The organism is Streptomyces sp. enrichment culture (assembly GCF_964272855.1).
GTDB lineage: Bacteria > Actinomycetota > Actinomycetes > Streptomycetales > Streptomycetaceae > Streptomyces.
This window is the reverse complement of record NZ_OZ186847.1, coordinates 1,818,465-1,830,336: the sequence shown is the minus strand read 5'-3', so window position 1 is coordinate 1,830,336 and position 11,872 is coordinate 1,818,465. Positions and strand designations below refer to the sequence as shown.

General features: G+C 73.2%; 10 protein-coding genes. 6 read left to right on the top strand and 4 right to left on the bottom strand.

The genetic code is table 11. The features are described 5' to 3' along the window. The first annotated feature begins 121 nt into the window (after positions 1-121). Positions 122-730, top strand: a complete 609-nt coding sequence (locus ACSU6L_RS07915; RefSeq protein WP_437054927.1) for a hypothetical protein — start codon at positions 122-124, stop codon at positions 728-730. 403 nt (positions 731-1,133) lie between these two features. Further along, positions 1,134-1,616 (top strand): ATP-binding protein, encoded by a 483-nt coding sequence (locus tag ACSU6L_RS07910; protein ID WP_437054925.1) that lies wholly within the window; start codon positions 1,134-1,136, stop codon positions 1,614-1,616. Between the two features lie 99 nt (positions 1,617-1,715). On the opposite strand, the gene ACSU6L_RS07905 is transcribed toward ACSU6L_RS07910, so the two are convergent. Then, the gene (locus tag ACSU6L_RS07905; protein WP_073939070.1) at positions 1,716-2,762 is read right to left on the bottom strand and encodes a DUF2637 domain-containing protein; all 1,047 of its coding nucleotides are present in this window, start codon (positions 2,760-2,762) and stop codon (positions 1,716-1,718) included. A gap of 291 nt (positions 2,763-3,053) precedes the next feature. Then, positions 3,054-3,905 carry a (2Fe-2S)-binding protein gene (locus ACSU6L_RS07900; protein WP_437054923.1) on the bottom strand — a complete coding sequence of 284 codons (852 nt, stop codon included), beginning with the start codon at positions 3,903-3,905 and terminating at the stop codon, positions 3,054-3,056. A 175-nt stretch (positions 3,906-4,080) separates the two neighbouring features. Here ACSU6L_RS07900 and ACSU6L_RS07895 point away from each other — a divergent pair, with 175 nt between their 5' ends. Beyond that, positions 4,081-4,956: a GntR family transcriptional regulator gene (locus ACSU6L_RS07895; protein WP_437054921.1), complete on the top strand. Its 876-nt coding sequence runs from the start codon at positions 4,081-4,083 to the stop codon at positions 4,954-4,956. Positions 4,957-5,004: 48 nt separating this feature from the next. Here ACSU6L_RS07895 and ACSU6L_RS07890 read toward each other — a convergent pair whose 3' ends face one another. After that, a complete protein-coding gene (locus ACSU6L_RS07890) occupies positions 5,005-5,772 on the bottom strand; it encodes a hypothetical protein (RefSeq protein WP_073939538.1) in 768 nt (255 codons plus the stop codon). A gap of 144 nt (positions 5,773-5,916) precedes the next feature. Then, entirely contained in the window at positions 5,917-7,590 is a 1,674-nt protein-coding gene (locus tag ACSU6L_RS07885; RefSeq protein WP_437054918.1) for a PucR family transcriptional regulator, read from the bottom strand. A gap of 386 nt (positions 7,591-7,976) precedes the next feature. On the opposite strand from ACSU6L_RS07885, the gene ACSU6L_RS07880 reads away from it, so the two are divergent. From ACSU6L_RS07880 to ACSU6L_RS07870, 3 genes are read left to right on the top strand one after another with little or no spacing between them, the layout of a single operon-like run. Beyond that, a complete protein-coding gene (locus tag ACSU6L_RS07880) occupies positions 7,977-8,867 on the top strand; it encodes an FAD binding domain-containing protein (protein ID WP_437054916.1) in 891 nt (296 codons plus the stop codon). Continuing rightward, the gene (locus ACSU6L_RS07875; RefSeq protein WP_437054914.1) at positions 8,867-9,448 is read left to right on the top strand and encodes a (2Fe-2S)-binding protein; all 582 of its coding nucleotides are present in this window, start codon (positions 8,867-8,869) and stop codon (positions 9,446-9,448) included. The genes ACSU6L_RS07880 and ACSU6L_RS07875 overlap by 1 nt, the downstream gene beginning before the upstream one ends. Positions 9,449-9,450: 2 nt before the next feature. After that, a complete protein-coding gene (locus ACSU6L_RS07870) occupies positions 9,451-11,835 on the top strand; it encodes a xanthine dehydrogenase family protein molybdopterin-binding subunit (protein WP_437054912.1) in 2,385 nt (794 codons plus the stop codon). Positions 11,836-11,872 lie beyond the last annotated feature (37 nt).

Below are 11,872 nucleotides of genomic sequence, written 5' to 3'. Positions count from 1 at the left end.
GTCCCCTGTTGCGTCCGCCGGCGACCGCGGCCGATGCTCTTGGTGCCGCACCGAGCGCCGGTTCGACCGTCCGGCGGAGCGCGGCAGCCCACGACGTACGCACTCGCACACGGGGAGACCCATGCCCATCCGCACCCGAGCCGGCGCGCTCACCGTACTCGCCGTCGCCGCACTCACCGGCCTCACCGCACTTGCCGGCCCGGCGGGCGCCGCGCCCGCGCCCGCCTTCCTCTCGGCCGCCGACCTGCCGCCGCACCCGTCGTCGTCCTGGACGGCGGGCGAGGTCACCGACGGGGTCCCGGACGAGCTGCGGCTCTGCCTGGACGAGGTGTTCCCCGGCTACGACTCCCGTTACCGCGCGTTCCACACCGACCTGGACACCGGTGCCCGCCAGCTCACCATCGTCACCGGCACGACCGCGAAGGCGAAGGCGCTGGCGGACCGGATGAACCGGGAGATCAAGACCTGCGCGGCCCGCCTCGAGCAGGCCGACCCGGAGGTGGAGGCGGCGTACCGCGGTTACGGGAGCCTGCCGGTCGAGGAGGGCGCCCGCGTCCACGGTCTGCACACCGAGACCGGCTGGGGTGCCACCGACATCCGCCTGCTGGGCGTGGGACGCGACGGGCGGACCGTCACCGTCGTCGAGTGGTCGCAGCTGGGCGACTTCGGCGACGCGCCGGTCGGCGCCTTCAAGAAGACGACGACGACCGCGGTGAACAAGCTGTACTGAGCGGACGGAGGACCGTCGCGAGGCCGGCCCGGTGGCCGTCTTCCCGCCACGGGGGTCGGGAGGGCGGCCCCGGGACGGACGTGTTCCGGCCACTTTCGTCCCGGGGGCACCGGAGGGGAGGCGCCCCCGGGACGGCCACCGCCGGGGAACCATCCGCCCCATCTCTTGGCCGGGTACGGCCGGAACGGCAGTCGGCAATAGACAGTTGAGCCGATCTCCGCCGCTCGCCCGCGGCGCGGGACGCGCGGGCCGGGGCCGGTCCGGCCGCCCCGGACCGTTCCCGCCGTGGCCGAACCCCTTTCGTCCGCGATCCGAGATGACTGGCCCGGTGCCCACGGGGCATGGATCCCCGTGAACGTGTTCGAGCAGGAGGGAAACCGACATCGGCACGCGGGCGGGGGAGATGAAGAGGCAGGCACGAGGGGGCGGTCCCACGACGGTCGGGGCCTTCTCGGCAGGAACGGTGGAGGAAGAGTCCGACGGCGCCGCAGAGCAGTCACCGGCGCCCCAACTGAGGCGCAGACTGGGCCGGGCTGACCTCCGGGCCGTCCCGGAGGCCCGCCGGGAGCTGCGCGAACTGCTCCGGCGCTGGGGGGCTCCCGGCTGCTCGGACGTGGCGGAACTGCTCACCAGCGAACTCGTCACCAACGCCCTCGTGCACACCGACGACGACGCGGTCCTGACGGCCACCGTCGGACCGCGCGGACTACGGGTGGAGGTGCGGGACTTCGTCGCCCGCAGGCCCCGGCCGAGCGCACCGGACGCCGACGACGGTACGCACGGCCGGGGCCTGCTGCTGGTGCAGTCGCTCGCCGACGCGTGGGGCGTACGGCCGCACGCGGTGGGCAAGTCGGTCTGGTTCGAGCTGGGCGCGGACGCCGCGTGACGCACCGGCCGCGGGCCGGACGACGGTGAACGAACGGGACGGGGTGCGGCACCTGCGGCCGCACCCCGTCCCGTCGTCGCCCGGTCCCCCCGGTACGGGCTAGCCGAACTGCTGCTCCAGGTCCTTGAGCTTGCGCTCCAGGGATTCCAGCCGGGGCAGGGCCATCGTGTCGTCCTCCGCGGTCAGGTCCACGGTGATCGGGTCAGCGGACGAGCCTCGGACCGGCTGCAGGGAGGGCCGGGTGCGTACCGGCAGCGGTTCCGGGGTGGATATGGCAGGCTCCGCGGAGACCATGTCGGAGCCCTGCTCCACGGACGGCAGTTCCACCTGACGGCCGCCGCCCCGGCCGACGAAGCCGCGGTGGCCCCGGCTGATCGCCTTCAGCTGGGCGCGCTCCAGGCGCTCCTTGTCGCGGCGGCGCATCCGCTCCTGCTCCTTCTGGCGCTTGTCCTCGCGGACCTCCTCGACCGCCTCGTCGAGGCTGCGCACGCCCTCCAGCAGCATCAGGGACCAGGCGCGGTACGTCTCGCGCGGCGCGCGCAGCCAGCGCACGATACGGATCTGCGGCAGCGGCCGCGGGACCAGTCCCTGCTCGCGCAGGGCGGCGCGGCGGGTCTGCTTCAGCGCGCGGTCGAAGAGCACGGCGGCGGACAGCGACATGCCCGCGAAGAAGTGGGGGGCGCCGGCGTGGCCCGCGCCGCGGGGTGCGTGCACCCAGTTGAACCAGGCGGCGGCCAGGGCGAAGGTCCACACGAGTATCCGGGAACCGAGCGCCGCGTCACCGTGGCTGGCCTCGCGCACCGCGAGGACGGAGCAGAACATCGCCGCGCCGTCGAGACCGAACGGCACCAGGTACTGCCAGCCGCCGGTGAGGCCGAGGTTCTGCTCGCCGAAGCCGACCAGACCGTGGAAGGAGAGCGCCGCCGCGACCGCGGCGCAGCAGAAGAGGAGAACGTAGGAAACGGTGCCGTAGATGGCCTCTTTGCGTCTGCGGCGCTCCTCGCTGCGCTCCCACGAGTCGTCGGCGCTCGAGTCCTTCCCCGCGGCCCGCTTGCCGCGCGCGAGCACCGCCACCGCCGCCAGCATGCCCAGGAGCAGTACGGCGCCCGGAAGCAGCCAGTTCAGCGATATCTCGGTCAGTCTCATCTGGGGGTCCCTTGCATTGGGATAGGGCGTAACGCCCGCCATAGTGGCCCAAACCCGCAGGCCCTCAGGGGGTTTCGGGGCAAGAGGCCGCCAAGGAGGCGCAAGGGGCTGCCCGGGGCCGCGTTATGCTCGAACTTCCGCTTGAGGGGTGGGAGTTGAGTTCGAACGAAGATTACCCGCACGGGTGGTTCCGCGGAAAGTTCCCGCGACACGTGAGGATTGCGTGAACCACTTGTGGCTTCACGGACACAGGGGTCGCAGGCACCCTTAAGGGACAGAAGTGACGATGGATCAGCTCGCGGCCGCCGAGGCCGCCAGCTTGACGATCCGGTCCGCGTCACAGGTGCGCGGGCAGGTGGCGCAGGTGTCCTCCGGGCGCAGCGTGTAGAACATGCAGCAGCTCGCCCGGTCCCGGGTGGGCAGCGACTCGCCGTTCGGGCCGGTCAGCTCACGGAACGCGGCCGAGCCGACGTACGGCTTGGTCGCCCCCGGCAGCAGCAGCTCCAGCTCGTGCCGCGCCCGCTCCTGCTCGCCCAGCAGATGGGCGACGTACCACAGCCCCTCCACGACCTCGTCGGTCGCCATGCCCCACAGCGCGCGGCCGCGCCGGCGCATCCGGGGGCCGAAGCCGCCGAGGACCGGCTCCAGGTGCTCGGCGACCGCGGCCCGCACCTCGGCGCGCAGCGCCTCCTCGCCGGTGACCACCCGGGCGCCGGGCAGCGCGGCGGCCGGGTCGCCGGGCAGGCAGGCGAAGCCGGCGGACCGCACGGCCAGGCGGCCCATGGACAGGCCGGGGGCGGAGCGGTCGTACGAGACATGCGTCACGGGGAAGCGGGGGACGCGGCGGTGCAGGAACCACGGGACGGTGATCAGCAGGCAGGCCGGCCAGGCGTAGCGGTGCAGGCCGAAGCTGGCGATCACGTCCGGGCGGGCCTGCTGGCCGTAGTCCCGGACGACCTGGGCGTCGTCCCAGGCCAGGAAGGAGTCGAGGCCGGCTCCGCCTTCCGCGAGCGAGGCGGCGGCGACCCATCCGCCGCCCCGGGGGGCCGGTTCCCCGGAGTCCAGTTCGGTGACGGCAAGGCCCGGGAGCACCTCGGTGAGGCGGGCGAACGCGTCCGCGACGGCCGACGAGGGCACAGGCATACCAGGACCACCGATCGAGATCTTGTAGGTAAGCCTAACCTTACCCAATCGCTCGGGAGTTTGAACTACCGCGTAGTCCGCCTAAGGTGCTTGACGGTCGAGTGACAACCGGCCGTAATCTGCCCAACCACCGACAACCGACGACAACCGACGACAAGCCCGTCTGGAGGCACCCGTGAAGCAGGCCGCGCGCGGTTCCGCCGAGCCGGGCCACGGTGCCTCGGATGCCTCCGGTCTTCCGTCGGGCGGCGGGGAGACGCCCGCGACGCGGGTGCCGCCGCAGGCGCAGGGCGGGGCGGGTGTCGCGGGCCCGGTCGGCGACGGGAGCGGTGCCGCCGGGGAGCGGCGTGCCGGGGCGGTGCGCGGTGAGCACACGCACAGCGAACAACCGTTTCCGCAGTCGCGGCCCGGGCCGGCCCGGCCCGTCGTGCAGCGGTCCTCCGTACGCGGGCAGATCCTCCAGGCGCTGCGCACCGCGCTGGCCACCGGCGAGCTGCGCCCCGGCGCCGTGTACTCGGCGCCCGCGCTCGGCGAGCGGTTCGGGGTGTCGGCGACACCCGTCCGTGAGGCCATGCAGCAGCTCGCGCTGGAGGGGGCCGTCGAGGTTGTGCCCAACCGGGGCTTCCGGGTCGTCGAGCGGGACGCGCGGGAGCTGGCGGAACTGGCAGAGGTCCGGGCGCTGATCGAGGTGCCGGTACTGCTGCGGCTCGCCGGCGCCGTGCCCGCCGCGCGGTGGGCCGAACTGCGGCCGCTCGCGGAGGCGACCGTGCGGGCGGCGGCGTCCGGCTGCCGGGCCACCTACGCCGAGGCGGACCGGGCGTTCCACCGCGCCGTGCTGAGCCTCGCGGGCAACGAGCAACTGGTGCGGATCGCCGACGACCTGCACCGGCGGGTGCAGTGGCCGCTCACCGGCGGGCCGGCCGCCCGCACCCGCACCGAGCTGATGACGGACGCGGCGCAGCACGTGGGGCTGCTGGACGCGCTGATCGCCGGGGACGCGGACGGCGTCCGGGCGCTGGTGGGAGAGCACTACCCCGGCGTGGGCGCGTGACCCGGCGCTGAGGGGGACCGCCGCGCGGGTCCGCGAGGCGTCAGCCGGTCACGCCGTCGCCGCTCCCGGTGCCGGAGGCGTCAGTTGGCGGGCCAGCCACGTCGGCACCCCGCCCAGCAACTGGAACAGACGGCGGGCCTCCTCCCGCAGGCGGGAGGCTTCCGGTTCCGGCTGGGTGTCGGCCAGCGAGACGAGCGCGGGGGCCGTGCCGACGAGGTAGCCCAGTTCCTCGCGGATCCGCAGGGACTCGGCGAAGCCGTGCCGGGCCTCGGCCAACTCGCCGTCCCGCAGGGCGAGTCCGGCGAGGTGCCGCCAGGTGAAGGACTGCAGCAGCGGATCCGCCTGCGCCGTGGCACCCGCGTGGGCGCGTCGGTAGGCGGCCCGGGCGGCCTGCGGGGAACGCGTCAGGTTCTCGGCGAGCAGTCCGCGCCGGAAGTCCAGCAGGGCCCGCGCCGGCGCCCCCGGCGGGATCAGGGCCGCCGCCCGGCCGAGCGCGGCGCGCGCCTCGTCGGCGCGGTCCCGCACCCCGTGCAGCGTGGCGGCGTACGCCAAGTACCCGCGTTCACAAGCGGCCGCGCCCCGTTCGTCGTCGCCGTGGGCCAGCGCCTCGGCCGTGCGCAGCGCGTCCTCGGCCTCCTCCCAGCCCCGCTCGGTGTACAGACACCGCTCCACCAGCAGCGCCGCCCGCTGCAGCGCGGCCGCCGGGGTGACCGGCTGGAGCAGGGCGGCCGCGTCGGCCCAGCAGGCGCGCGAGCGCAGCCGCCATACCGCGGTCTGGAGTGGATCGTCACCGGCGGTCGTTCCGTTACCAGACATGGCGGTATGCGCCACGTTGCCCTCCCCGAGCACGCCGTCGAGCTGTTGAGTGGTGGCGGCATCTCAGCACGAATCGCCCGGCCCGGCCAAGAGGGTGGGTGAAGGATTTCACAAAGTCGTGGGACTCCGCGTCCCCTTCAGGTTTCAGCTCATCCGCAGCGCCAGGAAGAAGTCCAGCTTGTCCTCGAGGCGCGACAGGTCACGGCCTGTCAACTGCTCGATTCGGCCGACTCGGTAGCGCAGTGTGTTGACGTGCAGGTGCAGCCGGGAGGCGCAGCGGGTCCACGAGCCGTCGCACTCCAGGAACGCCTCCAGGGTCGGGATGAGCTCGGCGCGGTGCCGGCGGTCGTAGTCGCGCAGCGGGTCCAGCAGCCGGGCGGTGAAGGCGCGGCGGACGTCGTCGGGGACGAACGGGAGCAGCAGGACGTGGGACGCCAGTTCCTGGTGGCCCGCCGCGCAGACCCGGCCGGTGCGGGCGGCGGCGACCCGGCGGGCGTGCCGGGCCTCCTCCAGCGCGCCGCGCAGGCCCTCCGCGGAGTGCACGGCCGCACTGACGCCGAGGGTGAGCCGCCCGTCGCCGTCGAGGCCGGCCGACAGCGGCTCCCGTACGGTGGCCAGCAGCTGGTCGGCGAGGACGCCGGACTCGGAGCCGTCGTGCTCGGCGGAGACGGCGGGCAGCGGGACGAGGGCGATGGCCTCGTCACCGGTGTGGGCGACGGCGATGCGGTCGGAAGGCTCGGGGCCGGTCGCGACCGGGTCGACCAGGACCTCCTCCAGCAGCGACTGGGCGACCGGGCCGGACTCGATCTCGTCGCCGTCCCACTCGACCCGGGCGACGACGATCTGCCAGTGCGGGGCCGCGCCGAGGCCGGGCAGCAGCACCGGGGCGGCGACCCGCAGCCGGGCGGCGATCTCGGCGGGCGGGGCGCCGGTCTGCACCAGCTCCAGCACCTCCTGGGCGAGCCGCCGCCGCACGGTGCGCGCGGCGTCCCGGCGGTCCCGCTCCACGGCGATCAGCTGGGTGACGCCGTGCAGCAGGTCGAGCCGTTCGTCGGCCCAGTCCCCGGCGTCCGCCTCGACGGCGAGCAGCCAGTCGGACAGCACCGTCTCGCGCACGTCGCGGCCGGTCTGCGGGGAGCGGCCGCTGCTGCGGATCGGGAAGAGGGAGTACGTCGTCCCGTCGACCGGCAGCCGGTGCGGGCCGCGCCGGCCGCCGCGGGTGGCGGCCAGGTGCTCGGCGGAGAGCTTCGCGCACAGCTCGGCGGGCAGCGCGGGCCCGGCGACCTTGGGCCCGGCGATCAGCCGTCCGGTCGGCGACAGGACCCAGGCGCGCAGGTCCAGGTCGGAGCCGAGCAGGTCCAGGACGACGTCGGGGCCGCCGCCCGCGGGGCCGGAGGTCATCATCCGCCGGTGCCGGTCGACGACGGCGGCGAGGTCGCCGGCGCGCTCGCCGGAGACCTGCCGGACGACGTGCTCGGTGATCGTGGCGAAGGCCACCGACTCGTGCACCGCGAACAGCGGCAGGCGGTGCCGGGCACAGGCCGTCACCAGGTCCTCGGGGACGTCCCCCAGCTCGGCCTCGCCCGCGGCGAGGGCGGCGACGCCGGCCTGCACCAGGATGCGCACGAAAGGCTCTGAGTCGTCGGCGTCCCGGCGCCAGGCGAGGCCGGTGAGCACGAGCTCGCCGCCCGAGAGGTAGCGGCTGGGGTCCCTGAGGTCGGTGGTCATGACACCCCGGACGCCGCGGTCCAGCTCGTCCTCGCCGCCGAGCAGCCTGAGGCCCAGCGCGTCGGTGTCCAGCAGTGCGCGCAGCCGCATTCTCGTCGCCGCCGTTCTTTGTCTCGAAACCTACGATGAAACTGATGGTCTTGGTGGGTTTGGGTCAGCGGGCCATTCGACGGGCCGACACATGGTCGCCCGGTGCGGTCGCTCGCCGTCTCCTCGGAGGCGTCCCAGGTCACGCGGGCCGGGTCGGACGTTTCCAGAGGAAAGCAGAGAGGTTACAGGGGGCCTCCGTTCATACGAATCTACAAGATGACCGCCCTGGCCAGCCAACTCCTTCATGGTTTCGGTGACTGACCCCGCTGGAGTACCGCGCTGTGTACTGACATCACTCCGCGTTAACAGCACATGAACGAGCCGGGCCCGCCGCACACGGATTGGCTCAATCTGAACGACCCACGAGACGAAGAAGAGAGCCGGTCATGGACTTCCTTCGCCCCGCCAGTTGGGAGGAGGCGCTCGCCGCGAAGGCCGAGCACCCCACCGCTGTGCCGATTGCGGGTGGCACCGATGTGATGGTCGAGATCAACTTCGACCACCGCCGGCCCGAGTACCTCCTCGACCTCAACCGCATCGGCGAGCTGACCGAGTGGGAGGTCGGCGAGGACTCCGTGCGCCTGGGTGCCTCCGTCCCGTACACCAAGATCATGGAGAACCTGCGCGCCGAGCTGCCGGGCCTGGCTCTCGCCTCCCACACGGTCGCCTCGCCGCAGATCCGCAACCGCGGCGGCGTCGGGGGCAACCTCGGCACCGCCTCCCCGGCCGGCGACGCCCACCCCGCGCTGCTCGCGGCGGGCGCCGAGGTCGAGGTCGAGTCGGTGCGCGGCAGCCGCCGCATCCCGATCGACGAGTTCTACACCGGCGTGAAGCGCAACGCGCTCGCCCCCGACGAGCTGATCCGCGCCGTCCACATCGAGAAGGCGGACGGCCCCCAGCAGTACTCGAAGGTCGGCACACGCAACGCCATGGTCATCGCCGTGTGCGCGTTCGGGCTCGCCCTGCACCCCGAGACCCGCACCGTGCGCACCGGCATCGGCTCGGCCGCGCCGACCCCGGTCCGGGCGAAGGCCGCGGAGGAGTTCCTGAACGCGGCTCTGGAAGAGGGCGGCTTCTGGGACAACGGCAAGATCATCACCCCGTCGGTCGCCAAGCAGTTCGCGGACCTGTGCTCCGCCGCCTGCAACCCGATCGACGACGTCCGCGGCACCGCGAGCTACCGCCGCCACGCGGTCGGCGTGATGGCCCGCCGGACGCTCACCTGGACCTGGGAGTCGTACCGCGGCGCCCGCCGCGCCTCGGAGGGAGCTGCGTAATGCGCGTCAACTTCACCGTCAACGGACGTCCGCAGGAAGCCGACGACGTCTGGGAGGGCGAGTCCCTGCTGTACGTGCTGCGCGAGCGGCTCGGCCTGCCGGGCTCCAAGAACGCCTGCGAGCAGGGCGAGTGCGGCTCCTGCACCGTGCGCCTCGACGGCGTCCCGGTGTGTTCCTGCCTGGTCGCCGCCGGGCAGGTCGAGGGCCGCGAGGTCGTCACCGTCGAGGGCCTGGCGGACTTCGCCAAGCAGCGCGCCGAGGGCGGCTGCGCCACCGGCGCCTGCGGCACGACGCTCCAGGACGCCCAGCAGTGGGAGGCCAAGGGCGCCGACTCGCAGACCGGCGAGGGCACGGAGCTCTCCCCGATCCAGCAGGCGTTCATCGACGCCGGCGCCGTCCAGTGCGGCTTCTGCACCCCGGGTCTGCTCGTCGCCTCCGACGAGCTCCTGGAGCGCATCCCGAACCCGACCGACGCGGACATCCGCGAGGCCCTGTCGGGCAACCTGTGCCGCTGCACGGGCTACGAGAAGATCATGGACGCGGTCCGCCTGGCGGCCGCCCGGCAGTCAGAGGGGGTCTGACCATGCCTGCCACCGGCGCACCCACCAAGATCACCCAGGGCTCCCAGACCAAGGGCGGCATCGGCGAGTCCACGCTCCGCCCGGACGGCACCCTGAAGGTCACCGGCGAGTTCGCGTACTCGTCCGACATGTGGCACGAGGACATGCTGTGGGGCCAGATCCTGCGCTCCACCGTCGCCCACGCCGAGATCGTGTCGATCGACACCTCCGAGGCGCTGGCGATGCCCGGCGTGTACGCCGTGCTGACGTACGACGACCTGCCCACCGAGGTGAAGAACTACGGCCTGGAGATCCAGGACACCCCGGTCCTCGCCCACGGCAAGGTCCGCCACCACGGCGAGCCGGTCGCGATCGTCGCCGCCGACCACCCGGAGACCGCGCGTCGCGCCGCCGCGAAGATCAAGGTGGACTACAAGGAGCTGCCCGTCATCACCGACGAGGCCTCCGCGACCGCCCCGGACGCGATCCTCGTCCACGAGAACCGCGACGACCACCACAGCGGTCACGTCCCGCACCCGAACATCGTCCACCGCCAGCCGATCATCCGCGGCGACGTGGCGGAGGCCCGCAAGCGGGCCGACGTGATCGTCGAGGGCGAGTACACCTTCGGCATGCAGGACCAGGCCTTCCTCGGCCCCGAGTCCGGCCTCGCCGTACCGGAGGAGGACGGCGGCGTCCACCTCTACATCGCCACCCAGTGGCTCCACTCCGACCTGCGCCAGATCGCCCCCGTGCTCGGCCTGCCCGAGGACAAGGTGCGGATGACGCTGTCCGGCGTCGGCGGCGCGTTCGGCGGCCGCGAGGACCTGTCGATGCAGATCCACGCCTGCCTGCTGGCGCTGCGCACCGGCAAGCCCGTGAAGATCGTCTACAACCGGTTCGAGTCCTTCTTCGGGCACGTCCACCGCCACCCGGCGAAGCTCTACTACGAGCACGGCGCCACCAAGGACGGCAAGCTCACCCACATGAAGTGCCGGATCGTCCTGGACGGCGGCGCGTACGCCTCCGCCTCCCCGGCGGTCGTCGGCAACGCCTCGTCCCTGTCGGTCGGCCCCTACGTGATCGACGACGTCGACATCGAGGCCATCGCCCTCTACACCAACAACCCGCCCTGCGGCGCCATGCGCGGCTTCGGCGCGGTCCAGGCGTGCTTCGCCTACGAGGCGCAGATGGACAAGCTGGCGAAGAAGCTCGGCATGGACCCGGTGGAGTTCCGGCAGCTGAACGCCATGGAGCAGGGCACCATCATGCCCACCGGGCAGCCCGTCGACTCCCCGGCCCCCGTCGCCGAACTCCTGCGCCGCGTCAAGGCGATGCCGATGCCGCCGGAGCGCCAGTGGGAGTCCAGCGAGGGCGCGGACGTACGGCAGCTGCCGGGCGGTCTGTCCAACACCACGCACGGCGAGGGCGTCGTCCGCGGTGTCGGCTACGCGGTCGGCATCAAGAACGTCGGCTTCTCCGAGGGCTTCGACGACTACTCCACCGCCAGGGTGCGCATGGAGGTCGTCGGCGGCGAGCCGGTCGCGACCGTGCACACCGCGATGGCGGAGGTCGGCCAGGGCGGCGTCACCGTCCACGCGCAGATCGCCCGCACCGAGCTGGGCGTCACCCAGGTGACCATCCACCCGGCCGACACCCAGGTCGGCAGCGCCGGTTCCACGTCCGCCTCCCGCCAGACGTACGTCACCGGCGGCGCCGTGAAGAACGCCTGCGAGCTGGTCCGCGAGAAGGTCCTGGAGATCGGCCGGCGCAAGTTCGGCTCCTACCACCCGGCGTGGGCGACCGCCGAACTCCTGCTGGAGGGCGGCAAGGTCGTCACCGACGGCGGCGAGGTCCTCGCCGACCTGGCCGACGTGCTCGAGGGCGAGACCGTCGAGGTCGAGGAGGAGTGGCGGCACCGGCCGACCGAGGCCTTCGACCTGCGCACCGGCCAGGGCAACGGCCACGTCCAGTACTCCTTCGCCGCGCACCGCGCGGTCGTCGAGGTCGACACCGAGCTGGGCCTGGTCAAGGTGATCGAACTGGCCTGCGCCCAGGACGTCGGCAAGGCGCTCAACCCGCTGTCCGTCGTCGGCCAGATCCAGGGCGGCACCACCCAGGGTCTCGGCGTCGCGGTGATGGAGGAGATCGTCGTCGACCCGAAGACGGCGAAGGTGCGGAACCCCTCCTTCACGGACTACCTGATCCCCACCATCCTCGACACGCCGACCATCCCGGTCGACGTGCTCGAACTCGCCGACGAGCACGCCCCCTACGGGCTGCGCGGCATCGGCGAGGCCCCGACCCTGTCGTCGACCCCGGCCGTCCTCGCGGCGATCCGGAACGCGACCGGGCTGCAGCTCGACCGGACGCCGGTGCGCCCCGAGCACCTCACCGGCACCGTGTAGGACCCTCCGGGCGGCGCACCGGAACGTCACAGCCTCC